Genomic DNA, 26137 nt, shown 5'->3' with positions numbered 1-26137 from the left:
GCGCGAGACGTTAGATGCCGGTGTGCAGGTCGCCTCGCGGCGAGTGGCTCAGCACGGCTCCAGCCGAACGGTATTCCGTGCAGGCGATGGGTGAGGCCCGGGGACACTGGGCACACCGGCATCCGTTCACAACCTTCGGCACCCGCCCATGATTCCGGGAGCCCTTGTGACCTGAATAACACCGCGGACGTTTGTCCGGCCCGGCGCCGGGTACCGATCCGCCGTGACCGAATCCGAGGAAAACCTACGCCTGGCCGCGTTCCTGGACGGCGCGTACCGCGCCGAGGAACGGATGAGCAGCGGCGATCTGCAGCGGCGGGCGATCGCCGAGGACCTGCCGGCGAGCCTGCTCACCCGGGTGGACGCGCTGCCCGAGGGCGAATACCTGCAGGACGAGGCCGCCGAGGCACTCAGCGCCCCGGCGATCTGATCACTCGGCCCGCTCCTTGGCGATGCTGTAGGCCATCTGCAGGAAGTCCGAGACAGCGGTCGCGGTGAACGCGGTGGCCACCAGCCGGGTCAGCCGGGGCGCCAGGACCAGCCCGCCGGTCAGGCCGGTGGCGATCCAGGCGGCCAGGCAGAACGGGCAGGTGATCAGCTCACCGATGCCGTGCCGCACCGGGCTGCCCTCGTCGCGCACCTCCTCGTTGAGCTCGGCCGCCCCGGCGGGCTCGGTGTACCGGGTGAACGGCGCCCGCAGCGGGCTGGTCACCGAGTCCTTGGCGATCAGCCGGCTGATCTTGTGGGTGGCAATCGAGAGCAGCACCACGTCGGTCATGGCCGGGCGTTCCGGCACCGGCTTACCGGTCAGCTTGGCGGCCGCCGCGAGGCTGGCCGCGAGCGTGCCGAAGGCGCCCATCGCCACCAGGTAGCCGCCCAGCGGCCGGTGGTCGTGCGGGGCGTAAGCGCGGGCCACCTCGGCGACCCGGGCCTGCAGGCTGGACATCGTGGGGGGTCCTTTCAAGCTGGTCAGAAGCCGGGCGGGTCCAGAACCGGGGTGGGGGAGACACGAGCGGGTCAGAAGGCCTGGGTCAGCCGCTCCGGGTCGACCTCACGACCGGGGAAGCGCGCCATGTACTCGGTCTCCAGCTCCGCGGTGCGCCGGAAATGGTTGTCCAGCGCCGCGTCCGGCCCGTGCCGCAGGGTCTGCAGCCGGGTCCGGTAGAGGCTGGTCAACTCCCGGAAGAGGTCGTCGTCGGCGAGTCCGGCCGGGTCGATCCCGGTGTCGGTGCCGGTCTCGGGTCGCGCTGTCGTCATGGTGCACCTCCAGCGATGCGGGCGAACGGGGACAACCGGTGGCTTGCCCGCGCGGGTCCGCGCCAAACCCGCCGGTAGGCTCGGGGGCATGAAAGGGCTGTGGTCTCCGGCGTGGATCGCCCGCCACCTGCTGGCGCTGATCCTCACCGCGGGCTGCCTCGGCCTGGGCTGGTGGCAGTACAGCCGGGCCACCGGCGGCAACTCGCTCAGCTGGGGCTACATGTTCGAGTGGCCGGTCTTCGCGGGTTTCGTGGTGTTCATCTGGGTCCGCGAGATCCAGTTGTTCCGCAAGCCGCGGGACACCGGGGCGGAGGCCGAGCCGGCCGAGCCGGAGCGGGTTCCGGGCGCCCCGGTCGCCGTGGGCCGGCCGGTGCGGGTCGCGGTCCGGCCCGCCGAGGCGGTGGCGGCCGACCCGGAGCTGGACGCCTACAACGACTATCTGACCTGGCTCGCCGAGCACCCCGGCGCCCGCCCGGCCGACTACCCCGGCCGCATCATCAAGTAGTAGAAGCTCGAAGGAGACCCCCGTGCGCGGCGCGCTCACCCGTTACCGGATCATTGCCTGGATCGTCGGCGTGTTCCTGGTCGTTCTCGTACTGGTCGGCATGCCGCTGAAGTACTTCGGCGACAACGACACGGTGGTCGCGGTGATCGGCCCGCTGCACGGTTTCCTCTACATGATCTATCTGCTGTTCAGTTTCGACCTGTCCCGCCGGGCCCGGTGGCCCTTCGGCCGGATGATCCTGGTGATGCTGGCCGGCACCATCCCGTTCTTCTCGTTCTGGGCGGAGCGTCAGGTGACCCGGCACTGGATGACTGAAGTAGCGTGGGAACCGGCCGTCAAATAACGCAGCGCGCGGGTCGAATAACAGCCCGTTATCGGGATTAAGTTCGCAAGACCGGCTATTCGCAGATTTCACGCGCGGAGGACTTGATTTTGTTTTCTGCGCCGATAAGTTGATGCGGTTGGTTCGGTCCGCAGCCACAAACCCTCCGGGTGGCGCCGGCCAACGCCGCTGAATCTCACGAGCCGGGGACCCATCTTTCCGGGGTGAATCCGCCACGCGCGGTAGGACGCCTCTTCCGAGTCCGAACCCGTCAGCTAACCCGGTAAGCGGCCATGAGCGGAAGAAAGGCCCCCTGACCAGTGCCACTCCCCCGTACCAGGCTCCGGGCGCTGGTGGTCGCGCTGACCGCGCTGGCGATCACCACGTCGGGCGCTACCGCCGCGCACGCGGCCCCGTCCAAGGACGAGCTGAAGAAGCAGATCGAGGCGGCTTCCAACAAGCTGGACGACGTCACCGAGGCGTACAACAAGACCCGCATCGACCTGAAGGCGACGCAGACCGACGCGGCCAAGCTCACCGCGTCCCTCAAGCCGGCCGAGGCGGCGAAGAACCAGGCCGTCACGAAGGTGAACGCGATCGCCGCGTCGTCGTACATGACCGGCCGGGTCGGCCCGATGACCCTGATCCTCGGCGGCAACCAGCATGACCTGCTGGAGCGGCTGAGCTACCTGGACCAGCTCAGCAAGTCCAACCAGGCGCAGATCGACAACTACACCGAGGTCAGCCGGACCTACACGTCTCGGCAGGCCGAGCTCAAGGCCACCGAGCAGAAGCAGGCGCTGCAGCTCAAGGAGCTGGACGCGCAGAAGGCCAAGTACACCAAGGATCTGCAGAAGCTGACCGCGACGCAGAAGGAACTGTACGGCAAGCCGACGCAGAGCTCCGGCTCGTGGACCGGCCCGATCCCGAAGGGCTCCGGTGACGCCGGGGTGGCGGTCGCCTTCGCGTACAAGCAGATCGGCAAGCCGTACGGTTTCGGGGACGAGGGTCCCAACTCGTACGACTGCTCGGGTCTGACCAAGGCCGCCTGGGCCGCGGCCGGGCACTCGCTGCCACACAGCGCGTCCGAGCAGCGATACGCCAGTGGTGTCACCTACATCAAGGCGGGCACCGCGGGGTTCGTCCCCAAGCAGGGTGACCTGGTGTTCTATCGCGACGGTGGCCACGTCGCGCTGTACGTCGGCAGCGGCATGGTCATCGACGCACCGCACGGTGGCGCCGACGTGACCCGCCGCACGATCAACATCATGCCCGTACAGGGATACGGCCGGATCTCGTAACACCGCGCACAGCGAGAAGGCCGGCACCCGCTCTCGGGGTGCCGGCCTTCTCTCGTCGTATCAGGGTCAGGCGGCCTGCAGGCCCTCGGCCCGGGCCAGCTCACGCAGCCGGCCGAGCGCCTGGATCTCCAGCTGCCGGATCCGCTCCCGGCTGAGCGAGAAGCGCGACGCCACCTCGGTCAGCGAGTGCTCCCGACCGTCCTCCAGTCCGTACCGCGCCCGCATGATGCCTGCCGACCGGTCGTCCAGGTGGTTGAGCAGCCCCTCGATCCGCTGCCGCTCCAGGGCGCTAAGCACGATCTCCTCGGGCGACGGCGCGTCGCTGTCGGCGACCAGGTCGCCCAGGTTGGTGTCGCCGTCGTCGCCGACCGGAGTGTCCAGGGACACGGTGTCCTGGGCCCAGCGGGTGAGCTCGTTGACCCGCTCGACGGTGACGCCGAGAGCCGCCGCGATCTGCTCCGGCTCCGGGTCGCCGCCGAGCTCACGGACCAGCTGGCGGGTCACGTTGCGCATCCGGTTGACGTCCTCGACCAGGTGCACCGGCAGGCGGACGGTCCGCTCCTGCTGGGCGATGGCCCGGCTGATCGCCTGACGCACCCACCACGTCGCGTACGTGGAGAACTTGTAGCCGCGCTCGTAGTCGAACTTCTCGACCGCGCGGACCAGACCGGTGTTGCCCTCCTGGATCAGGTCGAGCATCGGCATGCCCGAGCGCACGTAGCGGCGGGCGATCGAGACGACCAGTCGCAGGTTGGCGCGAATGAACAGGTCCTTCGCCCGGCTGCCCTCGGTGACGAGGCGCTCGAGCTCCTCCCGGCTGATGCCGCGGCGCTCCTCGCCCTGCTCGAGCAGGTGCTCGGCGTAGAGGCCCGCCTCGATCGCCTTGGAGAGCTCGACCTCCCGCGCGGCGTCCAACAGCGGCGTCCGGGAGATCTCGTGCAGGTAGACTCCGACGAGGTCGCGCTCCTCGGCAACCTGGTCGGTACGCATCACGGTGTTCTTCTCCACGTTGCCCACGGTCCCCTCATTGCCGTCACTAACCCTGTTACGGGCATTACCTGCGTCCATCAGCCCTCTCCCGTAACGTCCGCAGCTCGTGCATTGCGGTTGCTGACATCTACACAACAAATGGCTGCCTGCGCTGATTCCGCCTGGCCGATCGAAAGTGTCACGAATGCCTGGGTCTTACCTGAGAGCCCAGTGCGCGGTAGCTGAGCGCGGCCCGTACCGGACCGCCTTGCGGATAGACGGTTACCCGTCGCGCGCCTCATAACACCATCGGCCTCTCATCGTCCACAGCGACGGGCATCACCTTGAGTGCCGCGACGCTCGTCACCCTGGCGCTCGATACCCTGATATACGGGTGCGCCGCCCCTGGGGTTCACGTGCAGCATCGACCGGCTGCCGACGGGCCTGAATCAAACGCGACCGTCAATTGAGATCGCACCCCGCCGGCCGCACCCGCCGAACGGGACCATCGGTCACGATGCGGCACGGCGCGTCGCAGATCACTCGCCCATCCGGGTGACGCTCCCCGGACCGGTGACATTCGTAGCCGCGGCCTCGACGGGTGGGTGAAGTGAGCAACACCACACCCGGGAAGATCTTCCCCATGACCAATACTGCTCTGGTGACCGGCGGCACCGGCGGGCTCGGCGCCGCCACCGTCGCAGCGTTCCTGGCGGCCGGGTGGCGCGTGGTGGCCCCGGCCCGGCCCGGCTCCAGCGACCGGGTGCCGGCCGGTGCCGTCGCCGTCCCGGCCGACCTGACCGACCCGGCGGGCGCGGCCGCCGCCGTGGCGGCGGCCACCGCCGAGCCGGGCGCCCCGCTGACCGCGGTGGTCAATCTGGTCGGTGGGTATGCGGGCAGCGGCCTGATCGCCGACACCCCGGTCGACGAGTTCGAGGCGATGTTCACCGCCAACCTGCGTCCCACCTATCTGGTCACCGCGGCCGCCCTGCCGCACCTGGTGGCGGCCGGCGGTGGCGCGGTGGTCAGCGTCTCGTCGCGGGCCGCGGTGGCGCCGTTCGCGGGCGCGGCCGGGTATGTCGTGTCCAAGGCCGCGGTGCTGGCCTTCGCCGAGACCGTCGCCGTCGAGTACCGCCGGCAGAACGTGCGCAGCAACACGGTGCTGCCCAGCGTGATCGACACGCCGGCGAATCGGGCCGCGATGCCGGACGCCGACCACAGCCGCTGGGTCGACCCGGAGTCGATTGCCGCGACCATCCTGTTCCTCGCCTCGGATGCCTCCGCACCGACCAGCGGCGCGCGCATCCCGGTCTACGGCCAGGCCTGACGAGCCGGATCAGGCCGGGAAAGACTCAGCAAGCTGCCAGGCCGACACGGCGGCGCCGGTCACGGCGGAGGCGCCGGCCAGCACCAGGCTCCGTACCCGGAGCGGGCGCTGAACCGGCGCCGCCGGCCGGCCCAGCGCCCGCTGAACGGCGTCGAAGACCTGGTCGGGCGAACCATTGGCATCAATCACGGTAAATTCGGCAAATTCCGGCAATTGGCGGTACGCCATATCCGCGGCCGTCAGATATTCCAGTGACTCGCTGTCCCGGCCGCGCAGCTCGATCCGCGCTCTGGCCACGCCCGGATCCACGGCCAGGAACAGCGTCACGTCCGGCCGCGGGAACACCCGGTAAGCCAGCCGCGCCCGGCGCTCGGCGGCCGCCGTCCCCCGGTGCGCCCGCACGCTGGCGTACTGGCAGACCGCGTACCGGTCCATCACGGTGACCTCCCGACGGACCGCTCGCCGCAGCAGCGTCCGGGCGATCGCGAGCCACCGCAACACCGACTCCATCAGCAGCAGGCCGCGGCGCCCGAGCAGCCCGACCGCGTCCTCCCGGCCGAGGCGTACGGCCAGCCGCCCGAGCCGGGCCCGGCCGCCGGCGTTCTGCCGGTAGCGGGCCGGCGTCCCGGCCCGGGTCATCGCGGCGGCGAGCATCCGGGCCTGGGTGGTCTTGCCGGAGCCGTCGATGCCGACCAGGGCGATCGTGCGCGGGCGAGCTGTCATGCCCACCGACGGTAGCCGGGGCGCGCACTGCGCGTTCCCCCTCGGCGGTGGGCGGAACGGACCACAATGATCGTCGAGGGTTCAAGGTGCGGCCACCGTGGGTAATGGTCACGAATTGGACACGGACAGGAGGTCACCATGCCGCACCGGGTCGACGAGGGGCTGGCCGGCACGATGAAACGTGTCGCCGCGACCCTGAAGACCGCGGAGATCCCCTTCGCGCTGGGGGGCAGTTTCGCCGTCTATGCCCACGGCGGACATTCCAGCGATCACGACGTGGACTTTCTGATCCGCGAGCAGGACAAGGAACGGGCCCTGCAGGAGCTGTCCGAGGTCGGCTTCGAGACGCTGGAGCCGCCGGAGGACTGGCTGGTCAAGGTCTTCGAGGACGGCCGGATGGTGGATCTGATCTTCCGCCCGGTGGAGACTCCGGTCACCGACGAGACGCTCGCCGACACCGAGCGGATCTCGGTCGAGGCGATCTACATGCCGGTGCTCTCGGCCACCCAGCTGATGATTCACAAGCTGCTCAGTTACAGCCAGCACCACTGCGATTTCGCCCAGGGGCTGCCGCTGGCCCGGTCGCTGCGCGAGCAGATCGACTGGGCCCGGGTCCGCCGGGAGACCGCGAAGTCGCCGTACGCCGAGGCGTTCCTCGTCCTGCTGGACCGGCTCGACGTCGTGCCGAACAAGTCCGACGAGGGTGAGGACTGACGATGACCAAACAGATCGACCTGGAGGCCGAGATCCAGCGGCTGCTGGCCGAGCACGACCGGATCGCCGAGCAGGGCGTGACCGTGCACCGCCGGGAGAACCTGCTGATGCTGGGCGGCGAGGTGGAGAGCGCGCAGCGTCGGGACGAGATCTGCCGGCAGATCAGCGCGCGCTACCCCGACCTGGAGATCGCCTGCGACATCGGCATCACCCGGACCCAGGCGCCCGCCGAGGTGGAGGAGATTTCATGATCCGGATCGCCGCCGTGGGCGACGTCCACGTGGACAAGGACGTGGTGGGCCGGTACCGGCCGGCTCTGGAGGAGCTGCCCGGCCGGGCCGACGTGCTGCTGGTCGCCGGGGACCTGACCCGGCACGGAACCCCGGAGGAGGCACGGTGCTTCGCCGCCGAGTTCGGTGACCTGGCCGTGCCGGTCGTGGTGGTGCTCGGCAACCACGACCATCAGAGCGACCAGCAGGACGAGGTGACCCGGGTGCTGACCGGCAGCGGGATCACCGTGCTGGAGGGGGCCGCCACCGTACTGGAGATCCGTGGGCATCGACTCGGGATCGCCGGGACCAAGGGGTTCGGCGGCGGCTTCGCCGGCGCCTGCGCGAGCAACTTCGGCGAGCGCGAGATGAAGGACTTCGTCGGGACCACCGAGCGGTACGCCGCGGCTCTGCGCGACGCGCTGCTCTCGGTGGAGTGTGACGCGCTGGTGGCGATGACCCACTACGCGCCGGTCCCGGAGACGCTGACCGGCGAGCCGCTGGAGATCTACGCGTTCCTCGGCTGTTACCAGCTGGGTCAGGCGATCGACGACGCGCCGACCGCGCTGGCCCTGCACGGGCACGCGCACCACGGCTCGGAACGCGGCCGGACCCCGGGCGGAGTACCGGTCCGCAACGTCGCGCACCCGGTGATCAAGCAGGCCTACAACGTGTATCAGCTGCTCACGGACACCGTGGACACCCGGAACGAGGAACTCGTCAACGTCTGATCGAGAACCAGGTTTCTGATTTTCGGACATCGGGTACCAGCAGCGACATGGACCTACTGCTCTGGATTCTCGCCGTAATCCTCGTGGTCGCCGGCATCCTCGCGCTGTTCCGGCGGCAGATCCTCTGGGGCGTTGTGCTGATCATCGTGGGCCTGCTGGTCGGCCCCGGCGGCGTCAGCATCTTCACCTGATCGGCACTCCCGCACCCCGACCCCCGGTAACCGTTTCGGCACCGTCTCACGTTCCTGAACGTGAGACGGTGCCGGTTCTCTTTGGTGCGTCGACGCACTGCGGGTGCGATGCGCGACTGCTGATTCCTGACTCACTACCCCGCGGACCATCGCCCATGTTTCGCGAGGTAGACCCGTGGCCGCACATATTCACCACTTCACCTATGGAGCCTTCAACCCGATCGCCGCGGCGCTGCTGGCGTACCTCGGCTCGTTCCTCGGACTGCTCTGCACCGAGCGGGCCCGGGGCGCGCACAGCCGGGGCCGGCGCAACCGCTGGCTGGCGATCGCGGCGTTCGCCATCGGCGGCGGCGCCATCTGGCTGATGCACTTCTCCGCCATGCTCGGCTTCGACGTGCCGGACAGCCCGGTCCGCTACGACCTGCCGACCACCCTGCTCAGCATGGTCTTCGCGGTGGTCACCGTCGGGATCGGGCTGATGGTGGTGGGGCACGGCGCGCCCAGCCCGGCCAAGACCGTCGCGGCCGGGTTCCTCACCGGTGGTGGTGTGCTGGCCATGCACTACACCGGCATGGAGGGCATGCGGATGTCCGCGGTGGTGCACTACGACCCGGTGCTGGTCGCCGCGTCCGCGCTGATCGCGCTGGCCGCCTGCACCACCGCGCTGTGGTTCGCGGTGTCGGTGCGCGGGCTGACCCGGATAGCCGGCGCGGCCGCGGTGATGGCGGTCGCGGTCTGCGGCATGCATTACACCGGGATGGCCGCGATGTCGGTCCGGCTGGACCCGTCCATCGTCCCGGCGGCCGGCGGCATCCGGCCGCTCACCATGATCGTGCCGATCACTTTGATCACCGCGGCGACCATCGTCGGGGTGGCGCTGAGCGCGCTGCAGGCGATGACCGAGGAGGAGTTCACCGACGGGGCCGGCACCCCGAAGCGCGGTATGCACGCCGAACCGCACCAGCCGTGGACGCTGCGGCAGGCCTCGCAGTTCGGCACCGGGGTGCGGCTGAGTCCGGCGGCGAGGGCGGTGGCCGCCGGCCGGGCCGCCGGCGCGACCCGGCCGTCGCCCGCGCCGCGCCCGGCGCCACGGCCGCCGACCTTCGACCCGTCGGTGGCCGGTGCCCCGCCGATCGTCCCGGTCGCGACCGAACCGACCGTCCCGGTGGCGCCACCACCCGCGCCGGTCCCGCCGGTGCCGATCCCGGACCAGGCGAGCGGCCCGGTGGCGGGTCCGGCCACATCCGGCACGTGAGGTTTTCCCCGTCGCGGCCGATGATCCGGTATACCTGATCCGCATGGCGCCACGGATGCTGCTCTCGATGCCGCTGCACGCGATCACCGAGGTGTACGGCGAGGAGGGGCTGCGGCAACGCTTCGGCCTGGAGCTGGAGTCGTTTCCGGCCGCCGACCGGGAGCGGCTGACCGAGGCCCTCGACCTGGCCGCCACCCTGCACGCCGACGATCGGCGGGTCCGTGAGCCGTACCTCAACCACCTGCTCCGGGTCGCCATCCGGATCATCCGCTACTACCAGGTGCGTGACGTCGACGTGCTGGTGGCCGCCCTGCTGCACGACGCGGTCGAGGACCATCCGGCAGAGCTGGCCGGCCTGCCGGCGGACACCGCGTACCCCAAGGCCACCGAGGCGGCCCTGGCCGTGCTCGCCCACCGGTTCGGCGCGCGGGTCTCCGAGCTGGTCCGGTCGGTCACCAACCCGGCCTACGACCCGGGGCGGGACCGGCACGAGCAGTACCGGGAGCACGTCACGGCGAGCCTGGACCGGGACCCGTGGGCGCGGATCATCAAGATCTCCGACTTCACCGACAACGGGGTCGGCGTGATCCACACCACGCTGGACAAGGCGTACCGCTCGGCCACCAAGTACCGCCCGCTGGTGCCGAAGCTGCGTGAGCTGATCGGGCGGCCGGACACCCCGCTCTCCACCCAGGCCAAGGAGCACATCCTGGACCAGCTGGACCTGGCCGAGGAGCGTTTCGCGGCCATCCTCGACGACTGACCGCACGGCGCTGCCTATGTTGGTGGCATGCCCTCCCACGATTCCTGGTGGCGCGACGCCGTCATCTACCAGATCTACCCCCGCTCGTTCGCCGACGGGAACGGCGACGGCATGGGCGACCTGCCCGGCATCACGGCGCGCCTGCCCCGGCTGCGCGAGCTGGGGGTGGACGCCGTCTGGCTGTCCCCGTTCTACGTCAGCCCGCAGCACGACGCCGGGTACGACGTGGCCGACTACCGCGATGTCGACCCCCGTTTCGGCACCCTCGGCGACGCCGACAAGCTGATCGCCGCCGCCCACGACCTGGGCCTCAAGGTCATCGTCGACCTGGTGCCGAACCACACGTCCAGCGAGCACCCGTGGTTCCGGGCCGCTCTGGCCGCGCCGCCCGGCAGCCCGGAGCGGGACCGCTACATCTTCCGGGACACTCCGCCGAACAACTGGCAGAGCGTCTTCGGCGGCCCGGCCTGGCGGCAGGTCGCCGACGGGCAGTGGTATCTGCACCTGTTCGACGTCTCGCAGCCCGACCTGAACTGGGACCACCCGGAGGTCCGCGCCGAGTTCGTGGCGATCCTGCGGTTCTGGCTGGACCGCGGGGTCGACGGCTTCCGGGTGGACGTGGCCCACGGCCTGATCAAGGACGCCGAGCTCACCGACTGGACGGCGCCGGCCACGGTGCTCGGCGGCCTGGAGCCGGCCGGTCCCCCGCCGCCGATGTGGGACCAGGAGGGGGTGCACGAGATCTACCGGGAGTGGCGCGCCGTGCTGGACGGGTACGACGGCGGCCGGATCCTGGTCGCCGAGGCCTGGGTGCAGCCCGAGGAGCGGCTGGCCCGCTACGTCCGGCCGGACGAGATGCACCAGGCCTTCAACTTCCCGTATCTGGAGGCACCGTGGCAGCCGGCCGAGCTGCGCGCGGTGATCGACTCCTCGCTGGCCGCCACCGGTGCGGTCGGCGCGACGACCACCTGGGTACTGTCCAATCACGACGTGGTGCGGCACGCGTCCCGGCTCGGTTTCCCGCCCGGCGGAAAGCGCAAGCCGGGGATCGGGATCGGCGACCCGCAGCCGGACACCGGGCTGGGCCTGCGCCGGGCCCGGGCGGCCACCCTGCTGATGCTCGGGCTGCCCGGCTCGGCCTACCTCTACCAGGGTGAGGAGCTCGGGCTGCCGGAGCACACCACGCTGGCCGACGAGTTCCGGCAGGACCCGGCGTGGGAGCGGTCCGGGCACGCCGAGCGCGGCCGGGACGGCTGCCGGGTGCCGATCCCGTGGGAGGCCGACGCCCCGTCGTACGGTTTCGGCCCGGGTGACGACAGCTGGCTGCCGCAGCCCGCGCTCTGGGCGGAGTACGCCCTGGACCGGCAGGTGGACGTGCCGGGCTCCACCTACGAGTTGTACCGCTCAGCGCTGGCCGCCCGTCGTGCGCACCGGCTGGGCGGCGGCACGCTGGCCTGGTCGGCGACCGAGGGTGCCGTGCTGGCGTTCCGCAACGGCCCGGTACTGGTGCTGACCAACTTCGGGGCGGAGCCGGTCACCCTACCGCCCGGCGCCCGGGTCCTGCTGAGCAGCGAGCCCCTCGACGCCGACGGGCGGATCCCCAGCGATGTCACGGTCTGGGCGCTGGCCTGATCGCTTGGCCAGCAGGGCGGCGTGGGTGGCCGCCATGTCCACCGCGACCGTCCTGCTGGCCAGCCAGTACATGATCCCGGTCGGGATGAAGAAGAACTGGAACGAGGCGAGCCCGACCGCGTAGTTCAGCGGCGGCGGGAACGCCCCGGCCAGCCGCTGGAAGGCCACCCCGACCAGCGCGTTCCCGCCGGCCCGACCGGCCCCGTTGACCAGGTTGCCCAGGCTGTAGACGGTGCCCCGGTGCTCGGGCGGGTTCACGTCCGAGATCATCGCGAACCAGTTCGGCGAGTTCGCCGAGGTCAGCATCAGTGCGAAGACCGCGGTGGCCAGGCAGGCGGCGACCGTCGGCTCGGTGACCACATTGGTCAGCACGCCGCGGATCACCGCGCCGGTGCTCGCCCGGTCCGGCACCCGAATCGTCATCGGGACGAGGAACAGCACCACATAGAACGGCACGGCGGCCAGGATGCCGACCGCGGCGACCAGGGCCCGGCCGCGCGGTGTCCGCCGTTGCAGCCGGTCGCCGGCGAGCCCGCCGAGGATCGACAGCGCGGCGCCGAGCTGGAAGACCGTCGCGAAGACACTGCCCACCAGGACCGCGGTCGGTGTGGAGTAGCCCTGGTCCTCGGCCCGGGCGCGGAACAGCACCGGCAGCCAGACCAGCGAGCCGAAGGCGATCTGCGCGGTGCCACCCTGCAGGATCAGCCAGATGTTGGTGCGTCGGCCCAGGATGATCGGCAGGTGGTCGTGGTGGATCCGCTCGTCGTAGTCGATCCCGGCCAACTCCGGCTGGCTGTCGCCGCGCGGCACGTTGTAGGTGAACAGGTACAGCGCCGTGGCGATGCCCCCGGCGACCGCGGTGACCAGGAACGGCCTGCGCCAGTCGGCGTGCCCGAGAATGCCGCCGGCCAGCGTGCCGGCCAGCGTGCCGACGCCCTGCGACAGTCCCCAGAAACTCATCACCAGGCCCCGGCGCCGCGGTGAGATCAGGTCGCTGACCACCGAGAAACTGACCGAGGCGACCGCGCCCAGGCCGACCGCGGCGAGCACCTGGGCGCTCAGGAACGCGCCGTACCCGCCGGCCAGCCCGGACCACGCGGTGCCGCCGATCCAGATCAGCGTGCCGGCGATGAGCACCGGTTTGCGGTCGGTGCGGTCGCCCGCGTAAGCCCAGCCGATCGCGGCGACCGCGCTGATCCCGAACATGACCGTGGTGGCCAGCGCGATCCGGCCCTCGCCGACCCCGAACGCGGCGCCGATGCTGCCGTACAGCGGCGGCACGATGCCGATCGCCACATTGTCCAGCGAGGCGAGGATCACGAACACCACCACGCTGTACGCGCGGTGCGCGGCACCTCCCCTGGCCTTCACACCGGTAGAGGTTAGCGACTGTTCGGCCCGCGGTCAGGGCCGCGTTGCCGGGACGACCACGGTTTTCGATGATCGGGTCGCATGCTGATCGTGCGGATCGCCGATTTCGTCCATCCCACCTCGGCGGCCTCCGCACGGCGCGGACGGCTGTCGGCGGAGCAGGACCCGCGGCTGAGTCTCGCGGCGCCGGCCGCGGTGCGCGCGGCCGGGTGGACGCCCGGCCGGTGGAGGCCGGCGACGAGCCGAGGCGGCCGGCGCTGGTGCCGACGCCGACGATGGTCTCGTTCGACTGCACCTGTCCACTTCGGTGAACGCCCACTGCGACGAAACTTCCCGAGAAGATGATCGCGGGGGTACGACGTGCCCGGCGTACCCCCGCGACCCGCAGAGACTCTCAACGGCTCCGGTCCACCACCCTGTCCTGGGCGGCCGCGTACTGCTCCCGGATCAACGGCACCGCGTCGTCCTGGAAGACCTCCGGGGGCTCGGCGGACCAGGCCGGCGGGGTGTCCCCACCGGCGACCACCCAGGCCGCCTGCCGGGCCGCGCCGTCCGCCACGTACTCCCCGGGCGGCGGGACCAGCACCGGTTTGCCGAACAGCGCGGGCGCGATCCGACGCACCGCTTCGCTGCGTGCCCCGCCGCCGACCAGCACGATCCGGTTCGCCGCGGCGCCCTGGCCGACCAGCGCGTCCAGGCCGTCGGCCAGCGCGCACAGCATGCCCTCGACGGCGGCCCGGGCCAGATGCGCCGGATCGGACGTCTTCAGGGTCAGGCCGTGGATCGCGCCGGTGGCGTCCGGCCGGTTCGGGGTCCGCTCCCCCTCCAGGTACGGCACCAGGACCAGGCCGTCCGCGCCGGCCGGGGCGGACAGCGCCAGCCGGGACAGCTCGTCGTGCGAGACGCCGAGCAGTTTCGCCGCGGCGTCCAGCACCCGGGCCGCGTTGAGCGTGACCACGATCGGCAGGAACCGGCCGGTGGTGTCGGCGAACCCGGCCACCGTGCCGCTCGGGTCGGCCGGCGCCGCGTCCGACGAGACGAACACCGTGCCGGACGTGCCGATCGAGACGATCACGTCACCGGGCAGCGCGCCGGTGCCCAGGGCCGCCGCCGCGTTGTCGCCGGCGCCCGGGCCGAGCGGTGCGCCGTTCGGCAGGTGCCCGGCGATCCCGGTGGGGCCGAGCACCTCGGGCACCCGCAGGTCCCGGCCGAAGCCCAGCTCCAGCAGGTCGTGCCGGTACCGGTCGGTGCTGGCCGACCAGTAGAGGGTGCCGCTGGCGTCGCTGCGGTCGGTGCGCAGGTCGGCCAGGTCGGTGGAGCCGGACAGCTTCCAGGTCAGCCAGTCGTGCGGCAGGCAGACCGCCGCCACCCGGTCGGCCAGGGCCGGCTCGTGCCGGGCCAGCCAGCGCAGCTTGGTCAGGGTGAAGCTGGCCACCGGCACGATGCCGACCGCCTCGGCCCAGGCCGCGCCGCCGCCGAGCTCGGCGATCAGGTCGGCGGCCGCGCCGGCGCTGCGGGTGTCGTTCCACAGCAGCGCCGGGCGGACCACGTCACCGTTCTCGTCGAGCACGACCATGCCGTGCTGCTGGCCGGCGACCGAGGCGGCGGCCACGTCGTCCAGGCCACCCGCCTCGTCGATCGCCTGCCGCAGCGCGGCCCACCAGGCGTCCGGATGCACCTCGGTGCCGTCCGGGTGCGCCGCCCGGCCCTGCCGGACCAGCTTCCCGGTCTCGGCGTCCCGGACGACGACCTTGCACGACTGCGTCGAGCTGTCGATCCCGGCCACCAGCGCCATGGTCAGCGCGCTCCGAGCAGGTGCTCGATGGCGAGCTGGTTGAGGCGCACGAAGCCGTAGCCCCGGGCGCCGGCCGCGTCGGCGTCGAAGTCCTCGAACGCGCTGTGGTCGGCGAGCAGGTCGGCGTACGTCTCGCCGGGGTTCAGCGTCGGCGCGGCCAGCTCGGCGACCTTGGACGCGGCCAGCGCCTCCTGCACCTCGGGGTCGGCGCGGAACGCCTTGGCCCGCTCCTTGAGCAGCAGGTACATCCGGATGTTGGCCTTCGCCGACTCCCAGACGCCGGTGACGTCCTCGGTGCGCGACGGCTTGTAGTCGAAGTGCCGCGGGCCGTCGTAGGCCTGGCTGCCGTCGGCGCCGTTCTCCAGCAGGTCGACCAGGGAGAACGCGCTGAGCAGGTCACCGTGGCCGAAGACCAGGTCCTGGTCGAACTTCGGGCCGTGCTGGCCGTTCAGGTCGATGTGGAAGAGCTTGCCGTGCCACAGCGCCTGGGCGATGCCCTGGGTGAAGTTGAGACCCGCCATCTGCTCGTGGCCGACCTCGGGATTGATGCCGAACAGCTCGGGCCGCTCCAGCTCCTGGGTGAACGCGATGGCGTGCCCGGCGGTGGGCAGCAGGATGTCGCCGCGGGGCTCGTTCGGCTTCGGCTCGATGGCGAAGCGGAGGCCCCAGCCGCGGTCCTCGGAATACTGCGCGAGCAGGTTGAGTGCCTCACGGTACCGGTCGAGGGCGGCCTTGACGTCCTTGGCCGAGTCGTACTCGGCGCCCTCGCGGCCGCCCCACAGCACCAGGGTCTTGGCGCCGAGCTCGGCGCCGAGCTCCATCTGGCGCATCACCTTGCGCAGCGCGTAACGCCGGACCGAGCGGTCGTTGCTGGTGAAGCCACCGTCCTTGAACACCGGGTGGAAGAACAGGTCGGTAGTGATCATCGGGACGGTCAGGCCGGTCTCGTCCAGCGCCTTCTTGAACCCGGCCACGATGCCGTCGCGGGTCTGCGCGTCCGATCCGAACGGCACCAGGTCGTCGTCGTGGAACGTGACTCCGTACGCCCCGATCTCGGCGAGCTTGTACAGGGCCTCGACCGGGTCGAGCGCGGGACGGGTCGCCTCGCCGAACGGGTCACGTGCCCGCCAGCCGACGGTCCAGAGTCCGAACGAGAACTTGTCCTCACGAGTGGGCTGAAGCGACATCGTAACCTCCGCGATTTGTTTATTGGTTGAATTATTTGGCGGGGGTGTGGCATTGTCAAGGGCGTGACGGCCCGGCTCACCAGCAGATCCAGCACGCCCGTCCGGCAGTCAAGCGTCCGCGCCCATAATCTCGCGCTGGTGCTGGACACCGTGGCGAACAGCGCGGATCCACCGTCCCGGGCGTCCGTCGCGGCCCTCACCGGGCTCACCCGTGCCACCGTCTCCGCGCTCACCGACGACCTGATCGCCGGCGGCCTGCTGGTCGAGCGGGACCCGCCGCCGCGCACCGGGGCGGGGCGCCCGGCCGCCGGGCTCGCGCTCACCGCGGCCGGCCCGGCCGGGCTCGGGCTGGAGATCAACGTCGACTACCTCGCGGCCTGCGTGGTCGACCTGACCGGTGCGGTCCGCCAGCGCCTCACCGAGCACGCCGACCAGCGCCCGGCCGGTCCGGCGGCCGCGCTCGCCGCGCTGGGCCGGCTCGGCGCCCGGGCCCGGCTCGCCGCCGAGGCGGACGGCCTGGTGATCGCCGGCGCCGCGCTCGCCGTGCCCGGCCTGGTCTCCACCGGCCTGATCCCGGCCGGCCCGGGCGCGGCCGGACCCAGCGGCCCCGGTGCGGCCGGGCTGGTCCGGGTCGCGCCGAACCTCGGCTGGCAGGACGTGGACGCGCCGGCGCTGCTGCGCGGCGTCCCGGAACTGGCCGACCTGAGCATCGCCGTCGACAACGAGGCCAACCTCGCCGCCCTCGGCGAACTGCGGGTCACCGGCGGAAACCCCGACTTCCTGTACGTTTCGGGCGAGGTCGGGATCGGTGCCGGCCTGGTCATCGACGGCGAGCTGTACCGCGGCGCCCGCGGCTGGAGCGGCGAGATCGGACACGTCACCGTCTATCCGGACGGCCGGCCCTGCCGTTGCGGCGCGAACGGGTGCCTGGAGCAGTACGCCGGGCAGGAGGCGCTGGCCGCGGACGAGCCGCTGGCCGCCGCCGCACTGGGGATCGCGCTGGCCGCCGTGGTCAACCTGCTCGACGTGCCGGTGATCGTGCTCGGCGGGGCCTACGCGCCACTGTTCGACCGGCTGCGCGACGGGATCGAGGCGGAGCTGCGCCGACGGGTGCTGACCTCGGGGCTGGCGCCGGTCACGCTGCGCGCGGCGCGACTCGGGGCCGAGGCGGCGGTGCGCGGGGCGGCGGACGCGGTGATCCGGGAGGTCCGGGACGATCCGGCGCGCTGGCTACGGCGTACCGCGTAATCGTGTTGCGCACCGGGACGGGAAACGGCCGCCACCCCTCGCGGGATGGCGGCCGTGGGACGACCGGGGGACGGCGGGTTACTCGACGCCGGTGCGCGAGCCGATCGCCTGCAGGAAGATGCCGGTGATCTGGGTCGGGTCCTTGGCGAGGAACACGCCGCTGCCCTTGACCACGTTGCTGATCTTCTCCAGCTCGGTGCGGTCGACGCCGTCACCGATGCCGATCAGCACGAGCCGGACCGGCTTCGTCGGGTCCTGCGCCTTCTTCAGATAGGCCAGCAGGGTGTCCTGGTCGATGCCGTCGTCGTTCTCGTTGACGCCGTCGGTGAACAGGATGACCGAGTTCGCCTTGCCGGCCTTCCAGTTCTTCTTCGACGTGTCGTAGGCGTCCCGGATCGTGTCGTACAGACCGGTGTTGCCGCCCTTCTTCGGGTTCAGCAGCGGGATCGTGGCCTGCACGTCCTGCCGTCCGGTGCTCAGCGGCGTGATCGGGATCAGCTGCTTCCACGGCCTGGTGCCGTCCATGTCGGTGGAGAACTCCCACACGCCGACCGCCCAGTCGTCGCTGAACAGCTGCAGACCGGTCCGCGCGGCGGCCTGGGTGACCACCGCTTTCGACCGGTTGCCGGCCTGCGGCACCGGGTCGTTCATCGACCCGGAGACGTCGAAGACGGCCAGCACCCGACCGGCCTGGGTGGTCGCGTTCCAGGTGCCGACCACCTTGCTGACCGACGCGGCGTCGACACCCGACGCTGCGGTGCCGCCGGTGTCACCGCCGCCCGCCGTGTTGATCGCCGGCGACGCCTTCGGCGCGCCGACCGGGGCGACGAAGCCGGCGCCGTACGTGCCGTCCGGCGCGCGCAGCCCCTGCCCCGCGAGCCGGCTCTTGAACGAGCCCGAGGTGAGCTGGGTGAGCAGGCCCTGCGCGGCGCTGATCTTCTGCCCGTCGACGACCTGCGGCAGCACCGAGTACGGGTAGTCGAGCGGCACCGAGGGACCGTCCAGATAGACGGCGGTCAGCTCGACCGGCGGACGCTTCGCGTTGTACGAGATCACGTCCTCCTCGGAGAGCGGGGCGGCGCCCAGACTCTCCTCGAGGGTGTCCTGATCGGTCGCCTTGGGGAACTGCTCCAGCAGTTCGTCCCGCAGCTCGGACCGGTTCTTGGCGAGCAGCGTGAGCGCCTGGACCTGCGCCTTGACCGCCGCGTCGCCGGTGCCGACGTTCTGCGTGACCGCCATCAGCGCGGTCAGGCCGGAGGCGTCCCGGGCCGGGTTGACGATGCCGAACTTCGGCCCGTCCGCCGACTTGAGACCGGCGGACAGCAGCGCGGTCAGCGGGACCTTCTGGCCCTCCAGTTTCCTGGCCACCGCGATCGGCTGCGGCATGGCGACGACCAGCGGGCTCTGCGCCACCGAGGTGACCTTGGTGGGCTGGAAGCCGGAGGCCTCGTTGCGCAGGCGGAGCTGCCAGGTGGACGAGTCGGGGATCCACACGTCCGGCACCTGGGTGGCGCCCGACGCCTGCCCGAGGCCGGCCAGCACGACACCGTGCTGCGCGGCGATCGCGCTGGCGACGTCGGCCGGGTTGACGGAGGTGACCGCGACCGCGACGCAGACGCCGTTGACGTTGCCCCCGTCCTTGGCCCACGCGTTCGCGGCGTCGGTCACAGCGGGTGCTATCTCAGGAGCGGCCGCGACGGACAGACTGACTGATCCGCTGCAGCTCGAATCGACGAGCCGGCTATAGGCGAACCAGCCACCGGCGACGGCGAGAACGATCGCCATCGTTCCGCCGACGACGCTCGCCCCTTTTAAGTTGAAGTTTCTACGATGGCGGCCAGACACGCGCTCCATACTGCGCAAACCAAGACCTGAATGCCATATACGTTCGGTCGAAACTTACTCAGATTGGCGCTTGCCGATCTAGAAAACACTGAGCGTAGTGGGGCCATCTCGATCAGTGCCGCTTTCGAGCACCCGCGCGCCGGTTGTGTCCGTAAAGATCACGGACGTGCCCGGGTGCCCGATCTAGCCTATGGCCTGATCATCGGCGGACTCCACCGAAGCAGACAGGTGGGACTCGGCTCACCGGTCGGCTCGCCTTGCGGAACGGGAATTCCGCTGTCCGAATCGATCCGGAAAACCGTTACCGTGTGTGAACGTTCATTGGCTACGTAGAGGTGATCGCCAATCACGATCATGTGCCGTGGCCACACCCCGCCGGTCGATGTCTCGGCCACCACGGCAGCGCTCTCGCCGTCCCACGCGAAGGTGGTGACGGTGTCCGGACCGCGGTTGGCCAGATAGACGAACCGGCCGTCACGCCCCGCGATCACCTCGGACGGGAAGACGCCGCCGGTGACCGCACTGGCCGCCGCCGTACCGCGCAGCTCCCAGACCGGGCCGCCGGCCGCCCGATACCAGCTCAGCGTGCCGGCCAGCTCACCGGCCAGCAGCAGCGCGCCGTCCGCGGAGCGGGTCAGGTGCCGCGGTCCGGTGCCCGGCTTCGCCTCGACGGCCGGCTCGGGCGCGCCCAGGCGGCCGGAGACCGGGTCGAGCCGGGATCGCCACACCGTGTCCGAACCCAGATCGGAGATCAGCACGTCGGGGCCGGCCGGAGCCGGAACGACCATGTGCGCGTGCGGGCTTGCCTGGCGCTCCGCGTCCGGCCCGGAGCCGGACAGGGTGAGCAGATCGCTGCGCTCCCCCGGGACGCCGTCCGCGTCCAGCGGATGCACGGCGACCGAGCCGCTGGTGTAGTTGGCCACCACCAGGTGCCGGCCGTCCGCGGTGACCGCGAGATGGCACGGGTCGGCGCCGCCGGTGGCCCGGACCGCGAGCGGGATCAGGGAGCAGTCCGGCGCGACCGAGAAGGCCGAGACGGTGCCCTCGTCCAGCTCGTTCACCGCGTAGAGCACCGGGAGGGTGGGATGCCGGGTGAGAAAGGACGGGGACGGCGTGCGGGCAGCCAGGCCCAGCCGGGTCAGCTCGCCGCCGGCCGGATCACGCCGCAGCAGCGTGATGCCGTCGCCCTCACCCCCCTTGTCACCGGTGTAACAGCCGACGAAGACGTACTCAGCGTTCGCGCCCATACCCCGATCCCATCACAGCGGGCCGACGAAACCTGGCAGGCTCCTCATCTTGACCGGTACAGAAGGCGGGCTTACTGTACCGGTATAGAAGACGCCCCGAGGAGGTCCCCATGGAATTTCCCGCCGCCTACCTGCGCGGACTCACCGAGACCCACCGCGAGCTGTACAGCGCGTTGCCGGACGCCCCGGTCGTCGCGGACCGGCCACGCCGCCGCTTTTTGCGCCGGGCCCTGCGCGGCATACCGTTTGCTGGTGCCCAGGGTGACGTTGCAGACCATCGCGGACCGGGTCGGGGTGAGCCGCATGACGGTGTCGAACGCGTTCTCCCGGCCCGATCAGCTCTCTCCCACGCTGCGCCGCAAGATCCTGGACGCGGCGCAGGAGCTGGGGTATGCCGGGCCTGACCCGACCGCCCGGGCCCTGGCCAAAGGCACCACCGGCGCGGTCGGCATCCTGCTCACCGACTCGCTGCGTTACGCCTTCACCGACCTGGTCGCCGGCGGCTTCCTCGGCGCCATCGCCGAGGAGCTCGCCCCGACCGGCCTGGCCATCACCCTGCTCACCTCGGCCGGCGCCGGCGACCTGATTCCGGCCCGGGACGTCGCGATGGACGGCGCCCTGATCTACTCCTGCGACCCGGCCTCACCCGCGGTCGCCTGGCTGCAACGCCGCCGGCTGCCGATGGTCTTCGTCGACCAGACCCCGCTCGACGGCTACGCCAGCGTCAACGTCGCCGACCGGGAGGGCGCCCGGGCCACCGCCCGGCACCTGCTCGACCTGGGGCACCGGCGGATCGCCTACGCCATCGCCGGCATCCACGGCGCGCACGGCGTGATCACCGACCCGTCCACCCTCACCGAAGGCCACGCCTCGGTGCAGCGCCGGCTCGGCTGGGACGACGTCCTGCACGCGGCCGGCCTGCGGCCGACCATCATCCGCGAGCCGTTCGAGCAGGTCGGTGCGATCCGCCGGGACGCCCGGGAGCTCCTGTCCGGCCCCGACCGGCCGACCGCCTTCCTCTGCTTCTCCGACGTCACCGCGGCCGGCGTCCACCAGGCCGCCGGCGACCTCGGCCTGCGCATCCCGCAGGACGTCTCGATCACCGGCTTCGACGACGGCCCGACCGCCACCCAGCTGCGGCCGGCGCTGACCACGGTCCGTCAGGACGTCGAGGAGAAGGGCCGGGTCGCCGCCGCCCTGCTCACCGCCGCCCTGCGCGGCGAGCCGGCCCCGGCGCCGGTGATGCTCGCCGCCACCCTGGTGATCCGGGAGAGCACCGGCCCGGCTCCGGCCTAGGGCGCGGCGGTCGCGTACTGGCGGCGCGCGACGTACTCCACCAGCTCGATCAGCACGTTGCGGGCGGCCACCTGGTCGCGGGCGTCGAACATGACCACCGGGACGCCCGGGTCCAGGTCGAGGGCGCGGGCCACCGCCTCGGGGCCGAAGCGGTGCTCGGCGTCGAACGTGTTCACCGCGACGACGAACGGGGTGCCGCGCTGCTCGAAGTAGTCGATCGAGGGGAAGCAGTCGGCCAGGCGCCGGGTGTCGGCCAGCACCACGGCGCCGAGCGCGCCCTGGGACAGCTCGTCCCAGAGGAACCAGAAGCGGTCCTGCCCGGGGGTGCCGAACAGGTAGAGCTGCAGGTCCTCGGTAATCGTGATCCGGCCGAAGTCCATGGTCACGGTGGTGGTGGTCTTGCCCTCCACACCGGACACGTCGTCGGCGCCCTCGGCGCCGGTCAAGATCTCCTCGGTCTGCAGCGGACGGATCTCGCTGACCGACCCGACCATGGTGGTCTTGCCGACACCGAAACCTCCGGCGATCAGGATCTTGAGCGCGACCGGGATGCGTGAGCCGCCGGTGCGGTCAGAGCGCACGGAGTCCATTGACAACCGCCTTGAGTACGTCGACGTCATGCGGCTGCGAGGCCGCCGGGGGTTCGTACAGCGAGATCAGACCCGCCGAGCGTAGATCACCGAGCAGAACCCGGACCACGCCGATCGACAGGTCGAGCTGGGAGGCGAGCTCCACCACGGAGATCGGCTCCCAGGCGGCCGCCACGATGGCGTGGTGCTCGGGCTGGAGCTGGATGCCGGGCGCCAGGTCCGGCACGGTCGCGACCACGAAGGCGACCAGGTCGAAGTCACCACCGGACGGGGCGACCCGGCCCTGGGTCATGGCGTACGGGCGGACGACCGGGCCGGCGTCCTGGTCCATCCAGTCGTGACTCACCCGCTGTCCATCAGAGGCCATCGGGCGCCGACAGGGTGCGCTCCGGGGCGCTCATCGTCTGGCCGACCCGGGTGACCAGCATCGCCATCTCGTAGGCGATCAGGCCCAGGTCGGCGTCGGCCGACGCGAGCACCGCCAGGCACGCCCCCTGCCCGGCGGCGGTGACGAAGAGGAACGCCTCCTCCATCTCCACCACCGTCTGCCGGACCGCGCCGGCCTGGAAATGCCGGCTCGCGCCCTTCGCCAGGCTCTGGAAACCGGCCGCCATCGCCGACAGGTGCTCGGCGTCCTCCCGGCTCATCGCGGCCGAGGCGCCCAGCATCAGGCCGTCCGCGGAGAGCACCACGGCCTGCTGTGCGGTCGGCACCCGCTCCACGAGGTCGTCGAGGAGCCAGGTGAGGTTCGCGCTCTGCTTCGTCGTCTGTGCCACTATGCGTCCTTCTCCGGCCGGTACACGTCATTCCCCCCGGCGCTCTCGCCGCCGTTGTTCGCCTCTTCAGCGTCTCTGGATGCCTGGATCCGGCCCCGCGTCGTCCCCCGCTGCAGGGCACTCATCAGCGTACGTACCTGTTCGGGTGTGCGTTCCGGCGCGGTGGAGCGCGGCGGCTCCACCACCGGGTTGCGCAGCTGCGGCGCCAGGCTGGCCTGCCGGACCCGCTTGGGCAGGCCGTCCAGGCCGAACTGCGCGGTCACCTCCTCGCCACCGCCGTCCACATCGGCCGGTGGCGCCGACACCGGTGCGGCGAACATCGGCGCGGCCGAGGTCGGCGCGACCGGAAGCGGTGGCTCCGGGGTGGTGAACAGCGGCGCGGCGGAGGTCGGCAGCACCGGCCCCGAGTTGCGCGGCACCGCCCGCGATCCCACGCCGAGCGCGCCGGCCACGTCGCCGAGCCGGCTCGGGGTCGCCTCCGGCGGCAGGCCCGCCGTCGTCTCCGGGGCCCGCCGGACCCGCTTGCGCTGCACCAGGCCGTCCGGGGTGAGACCGGAGGCGACCGAGCTGGGCGTCGGGCCGCCGGCCTCGGGCTCGGTGCGGTGCCGGCCGTTCAGGCTCTCGACCTTCGCCGCGGGCAGTGACTCGCCGTTCACCCGGGGTGCCGGCAGCGCCGGACGGGTGGTGGCCGCGGCCAGCGGGGCGGTCAGGTCACCGGTGACCTCGCCACGGCCCCGCGTGCCCGCCGGCTGCGGCGCCTCGGTGATCAGCTCGGCCGGGACCAGCACCACCGCGGTGATCCCGCCGTACGGCGAGGCCTGCAGCGACACCCGGATGTGGTGCCGGTCGGCCAGTTGCGCCACCACGAACAGGCCGAGCCGGGCGCTGTCGGCCGGGTCGAAGTCGGGCGGCTCGGCCAGCCGCCGGTTCGCCACCTCGATGGCGTCGGCGGTCATGCCCAGGCCACGGTCCTCGACCTCGATCACGTAGCCGTTCGGCAGCAGCTGGCCGGAGACCTGCACCCGGGTGTGCGGCGGCGAGTACGACCCGGCGTTCTCGATCAGCTCGGCGAGCAGATGGATCACGTCGCCGACCGAGCGGCCGAGCATCGCGGCGGAGGCCACCGAGCGGATGTCGACCCGCTTGTAGTCCTCCACCTCACTGATCGCGCCGCGGATCACGTCGATCACCGGGACCGGGTTGCGCCAGCCCCGGCCGGGCGCCGCACCGGCCAGGATGACCAGGTCCTCGGCGTGGCGCCGCATCCGGGTGGCGAGGTGGTCGACCCGGTAGAGGTCCTCCAGCTCCTGCGGCTCGGTCTCCCGGCGCTCCATCCGGTCGAGCAGGGACAGCTGGCGGTGCAGCAGCGTCTGGCTGCGCCGGGCGATGTTGAGGAACACCTCGTTGATGCCGCGCCGCACGTTCGCCTCGTCGACCGCGGACTGCACCGCGGTCCGCTGCACGTCGTTGAAGGCCTGGCCGAGCTGGCCGATCTCGTCCTTGCCGTACTCCAGCGGCGGCGTCTCGACCTCCACGTCGACCGCCTCGCCGTGCTGCAGGCGCCGGACCACGGTCGGCAGCCGGTGGGTGGCCATCTCCAGGGCCTCCCGGCGCAGCTTGATCAGCCGGCCCACGATGGACCGGCCGACCCGCACCGAGACCCAGATGGCCAGCAGGAAGGCACCCAGGCCGACCAGGGCGGACAGTCCGAGCCAGAGGAACACGGTGATCGCCAGCGGGGTGGCGTCCGAGGCCACCTCGTCGACCGTGCGCAGCTCGAACGCCCGCAGGTCGGCCGACACCTGGTCGTAGGTGGCCTGCCACTCGGCGCCGGAGACCGGTGGCGTGCCCCCGGTGTAGCTCTGGTCGATCAGCTGGTTCTGCATGATGTCCAGCTGGACGAACGAGGATCCGGTGATCAGCCGGGCGTAGTCGCCGCGGGCCTGCTCCGGCATGTCCTGCACGCCGGAGGAGAGCAGGTAGCGGGAGGTCGCGACGAATTCGATGAGCCGGCCGCGGCTCTTCTGGTCGATCCGGCCGGCCGCGTTCGCCCCGGCGAGCACCGCATCGACCCGGCTCAGGTACTCCTGGCCGCGATAGCCGGCGATCAGGCCGCGGACCTCGCGGTCCACCTTCTCGTGGAAGAAGACCGCGGCGCTGGTGGAGACCTCGAAGCCGGCGTCCACCGTGTCGCCGTACGCGGTCATCATGTTCAGCACGTCGATGTCGCGGGTGTCGACCCGGCCGCGGACGCCGGTGAGCGCGCTCAGGTCGGCCAGCATGGTGCCGGTCCGGGCGGACAGATCGTCGCTCATCCGCAGGTCGCGCACCGCCGTGCGGAACCTGTCGATCGCCTGGTCGGTGGCGGCCCGCTGGGTGCGCAGATCGGTCAGCGGCGTCTTGCGGGCGGACAGGTAGACGGCCGAGAAGTGCCGCTCCCGCTGGAGCTGGGCGATCAGCTGCAGGCCCGGGTCGCCGAGCCGGTGCACCGCGTCGCGGGCGTTGAGCAGATCCATCGCCGGACCGGCGGTGGCCGCGGTCGCGAAGACCCAGAGCGCGAGAAGCGCGGCGAGCGGCACCGCGACCATCGCGATGATCTTCGATCTGATCGACCAGTTGCGGCTTCTCATCAAGCTCCGCCCGAGGGGTTCGGCAGGGACCACGGGGCACACCACGGGACCGGAAGCCGGCCGATCAGAAGTGGACGGCCGGACCCCGGGGAAGATGCGCCTCGGAAGAATACGTAAAGACGTCCGTCACAGCCAGCTTCTGGCCGATGGTAAAACTCCCTTCCATTCCGTTTGTCCACCGGAGACCGGAGTT

General features: G+C 71.4%; 27 protein-coding genes and 1 riboswitch. Of the genes, 14 read left to right on the top strand and 13 right to left on the bottom strand.

Features of this window, described 5'->3' with window-relative positions; all coding sequences use genetic code 11:
* Window positions 1-223 precede the first annotated feature (223 nt).
* Complete coding sequence (locus tag ACSP50_RS05895) at window positions 224-430, top strand: hypothetical protein (protein WP_014688244.1); 207 nt, start codon at window positions 224-226, stop codon at window positions 428-430.
* Here ACSP50_RS05895 and ACSP50_RS05890 read toward each other — a convergent pair whose 3' ends face one another.
* Together ACSP50_RS05890 and ACSP50_RS05885 are read right to left on the bottom strand one after the other, a co-directional pair.
* Window positions 431-946: a DUF1360 domain-containing protein gene (locus tag ACSP50_RS05890; protein ID WP_014688243.1), complete on the bottom strand. Its 516-nt coding sequence runs from the start codon at window positions 944-946 to the stop codon at window positions 431-433.
* A 71-nt stretch (window positions 947-1017) separates the two neighbouring features.
* Complete coding sequence (locus tag ACSP50_RS05885; RefSeq protein WP_014688242.1) at window positions 1018-1257, bottom strand: DUF6158 family protein; 240 nt, start codon at window positions 1255-1257, stop codon at window positions 1018-1020.
* Window positions 1258-1345: 88 nt separating this feature from the next.
* Between ACSP50_RS05885 and ACSP50_RS05880 the strand changes: the two genes are divergently transcribed.
* From ACSP50_RS05880 to ACSP50_RS05870, 3 genes are all read left to right on the top strand, one after another.
* Window positions 1346-1762: a hypothetical protein gene (locus tag ACSP50_RS05880; RefSeq protein WP_014688241.1), complete on the top strand. Its 417-nt coding sequence runs from the start codon at window positions 1346-1348 to the stop codon at window positions 1760-1762.
* A 22-nt stretch (window positions 1763-1784) separates the two neighbouring features.
* Window positions 1785-2105 carry a DUF3817 domain-containing protein gene (locus ACSP50_RS05875; RefSeq protein WP_014688240.1) on the top strand — a complete coding sequence of 107 codons (321 nt, stop codon included), beginning with the start codon at window positions 1785-1787 and terminating at the stop codon, window positions 2103-2105.
* 156 nt (window positions 2106-2261) lie between these two features.
* A riboswitch (cyclic di-AMP (ydaO/yuaA leader) is annotated at window positions 2262-2389 on the top strand.
* A 15-nt stretch (window positions 2390-2404) separates the two neighbouring features.
* Window positions 2405-3385 carry an NlpC/P60 family protein gene (locus tag ACSP50_RS05870; RefSeq protein ID WP_043510903.1) on the top strand — a complete coding sequence of 327 codons (981 nt, stop codon included), beginning with the start codon at window positions 2405-2407 and terminating at the stop codon, window positions 3383-3385.
* Between the two features lie 66 nt (window positions 3386-3451).
* On the opposite strand, the gene ACSP50_RS05865 is transcribed toward ACSP50_RS05870, so the two are convergent.
* Complete coding sequence (locus ACSP50_RS05865; protein ID WP_014688238.1) at window positions 3452-4453, bottom strand: RNA polymerase sigma factor RpoD/SigA; 1002 nt, start codon at window positions 4451-4453, stop codon at window positions 3452-3454.
* Window positions 4454-4997: 544 nt separating this feature from the next.
* On the opposite strand from ACSP50_RS05865, the gene ACSP50_RS05860 reads away from it, so the two are divergent.
* A complete protein-coding gene (locus ACSP50_RS05860) occupies window positions 4998-5681 on the top strand; it encodes an SDR family NAD(P)-dependent oxidoreductase (protein ID WP_014688237.1) in 684 nt (227 codons plus the stop codon).
* Window positions 5682-5690: 9 nt separating this feature from the next.
* On the opposite strand, the gene ACSP50_RS05855 is transcribed toward ACSP50_RS05860, so the two are convergent.
* Window positions 5691-6404 (bottom strand): dTMP kinase, encoded by a 714-nt coding sequence (locus ACSP50_RS05855; protein ID WP_014688236.1) that lies wholly within the window; start codon window positions 6402-6404, stop codon window positions 5691-5693.
* Between the two features lie 138 nt (window positions 6405-6542).
* On the opposite strand from ACSP50_RS05855, the gene ACSP50_RS05850 reads away from it, so the two are divergent.
* From ACSP50_RS05850 to ACSP50_RS05825, 7 genes are all read left to right on the top strand, one after another.
* Window positions 6543-7118 carry a nucleotidyltransferase gene (locus ACSP50_RS05850; RefSeq protein WP_014688235.1) on the top strand — a complete coding sequence of 192 codons (576 nt, stop codon included), beginning with the start codon at window positions 6543-6545 and terminating at the stop codon, window positions 7116-7118.
* A gap of 2 nt (window positions 7119-7120) precedes the next feature.
* A complete protein-coding gene (locus ACSP50_RS05845; RefSeq protein WP_014688234.1) occupies window positions 7121-7369 on the top strand; it encodes a hypothetical protein in 249 nt (82 codons plus the stop codon).
* Window positions 7366-8118, top strand: a complete 753-nt coding sequence (locus ACSP50_RS05840; protein ID WP_014688233.1) for a metallophosphoesterase — start codon at window positions 7366-7368, stop codon at window positions 8116-8118. The genes ACSP50_RS05845 and ACSP50_RS05840 overlap by 4 nt, the downstream gene beginning before the upstream one ends.
* A 47-nt stretch (window positions 8119-8165) precedes the next feature.
* Window positions 8166-8309 carry a GPGG-motif small membrane protein gene (locus ACSP50_RS42915; RefSeq protein ID WP_014688232.1) on the top strand — a complete coding sequence of 48 codons (144 nt, stop codon included), beginning with the start codon at window positions 8166-8168 and terminating at the stop codon, window positions 8307-8309.
* 175 nt (window positions 8310-8484) lie between these two features.
* On the top strand, window positions 8485-9564 hold the full coding sequence (locus ACSP50_RS05835) for an MHYT domain-containing protein (protein WP_014688231.1): 1080 nt from the start codon (window positions 8485-8487) through the stop codon (window positions 9562-9564).
* Between the two features lie 43 nt (window positions 9565-9607).
* Window positions 9608-10327, top strand: coding sequence for an HD domain-containing protein (locus ACSP50_RS05830; protein ID WP_043510900.1), 720 nt, complete (start codon window positions 9608-9610; stop codon window positions 10325-10327).
* Between the two features lie 27 nt (window positions 10328-10354).
* Window positions 10355-11959 carry a glycoside hydrolase family 13 protein gene (locus tag ACSP50_RS05825; RefSeq protein ID WP_014688229.1) on the top strand — a complete coding sequence of 535 codons (1605 nt, stop codon included), beginning with the start codon at window positions 10355-10357 and terminating at the stop codon, window positions 11957-11959.
* Here ACSP50_RS05825 and ACSP50_RS05820 read toward each other — a convergent pair.
* The 3 genes from ACSP50_RS05820 to xylA form a co-directional block, all read right to left on the bottom strand.
* A complete protein-coding gene (locus ACSP50_RS05820; protein WP_014688228.1) occupies window positions 11867-13330 on the bottom strand; it encodes an MFS transporter in 1464 nt (487 codons plus the stop codon). The genes ACSP50_RS05825 and ACSP50_RS05820 overlap by 93 nt on opposite strands.
* A 394-nt stretch (window positions 13331-13724) precedes the next feature.
* On the bottom strand, window positions 13725-15125 hold the full coding sequence (gene xylB / locus ACSP50_RS05815) for a xylulokinase (protein ID WP_014688227.1): 1401 nt from the start codon (window positions 15123-15125) through the stop codon (window positions 13725-13727).
* Window positions 15126-15127: 2 nt separating this feature from the next.
* Window positions 15128-16312, bottom strand: a complete 1185-nt coding sequence (xylA, locus tag ACSP50_RS05810; RefSeq protein WP_014688226.1) for a xylose isomerase — start codon at window positions 16310-16312, stop codon at window positions 15128-15130.
* A 63-nt stretch (window positions 16313-16375) separates the two neighbouring features.
* On the opposite strand from xylA, the gene ACSP50_RS05805 reads away from it, so the two are divergent.
* Window positions 16376-17560 carry an ROK family protein gene (locus tag ACSP50_RS05805; protein ID WP_099343705.1) on the top strand — a complete coding sequence of 395 codons (1185 nt, stop codon included), beginning with the start codon at window positions 16376-16378 and terminating at the stop codon, window positions 17558-17560.
* 78 nt (window positions 17561-17638) lie between these two features.
* Here ACSP50_RS05805 and ACSP50_RS05800 read toward each other — a convergent pair whose 3' ends face one another.
* Together ACSP50_RS05800 and ACSP50_RS05795 are read right to left on the bottom strand one after the other, a co-directional pair.
* Window positions 17639-19228 carry a VWA domain-containing protein gene (locus ACSP50_RS05800; protein WP_231956873.1) on the bottom strand — a complete coding sequence of 530 codons (1590 nt, stop codon included), beginning with the start codon at window positions 19226-19228 and terminating at the stop codon, window positions 17639-17641.
* A gap of 365 nt (window positions 19229-19593) precedes the next feature.
* Complete coding sequence (locus ACSP50_RS05795; RefSeq protein WP_014688223.1) at window positions 19594-20652, bottom strand: lactonase family protein; 1059 nt, start codon at window positions 20650-20652, stop codon at window positions 19594-19596.
* 252 nt (window positions 20653-20904) lie between these two features.
* Here ACSP50_RS05795 and ACSP50_RS05790 point away from each other — a divergent pair, with 252 nt between their 5' ends.
* Window positions 20905-21948, top strand: coding sequence for a LacI family DNA-binding transcriptional regulator (locus ACSP50_RS05790; RefSeq protein ID WP_043513606.1), 1044 nt, complete (start codon window positions 20905-20907; stop codon window positions 21946-21948).
* On the opposite strand, the gene ACSP50_RS05785 is transcribed toward ACSP50_RS05790, so the two are convergent.
* From ACSP50_RS05785 to ACSP50_RS44760, 4 genes are read right to left on the bottom strand one after another with little or no spacing between them, the layout of a single operon-like run.
* Window positions 21945-22538 (bottom strand): ATP/GTP-binding protein, encoded by a 594-nt coding sequence (locus ACSP50_RS05785; RefSeq protein WP_014688221.1) that lies wholly within the window; start codon window positions 22536-22538, stop codon window positions 21945-21947. The two genes, ACSP50_RS05790 and ACSP50_RS05785, sit on opposite strands and share 4 nt — an antisense overlap.
* Window positions 22519-22905: a DUF742 domain-containing protein gene (locus tag ACSP50_RS05780; protein WP_043510897.1), complete on the bottom strand. Its 387-nt coding sequence runs from the start codon at window positions 22903-22905 to the stop codon at window positions 22519-22521. Before ACSP50_RS05780 ends, ACSP50_RS05785 begins: the two co-directional genes overlap by 20 nt.
* A complete protein-coding gene (locus ACSP50_RS05775) occupies window positions 22895-23314 on the bottom strand; it encodes a roadblock/LC7 domain-containing protein (RefSeq protein WP_014688219.1) in 420 nt (139 codons plus the stop codon). Before ACSP50_RS05775 ends, ACSP50_RS05780 begins: the two co-directional genes overlap by 11 nt.
* The gene (locus tag ACSP50_RS44760; protein WP_014688218.1) at window positions 23314-25944 is read right to left on the bottom strand and encodes a nitrate- and nitrite sensing domain-containing protein; all 2631 of its coding nucleotides are present in this window, start codon (window positions 25942-25944) and stop codon (window positions 23314-23316) included. The genes ACSP50_RS05775 and ACSP50_RS44760 overlap by 1 nt, the downstream gene beginning before the upstream one ends.
* Window positions 25945-26137: the final 193 nt, after the last annotated feature.

The sequence above is a fragment of the Actinoplanes sp. SE50/110 genome (genome assembly GCF_900119315.1).
Taxonomy (GTDB): Bacteria; Actinomycetota; Actinomycetes; order Mycobacteriales; family Micromonosporaceae; genus Actinoplanes.
This window is presented reverse-complemented; position numbering and strand designations above follow the sequence as displayed.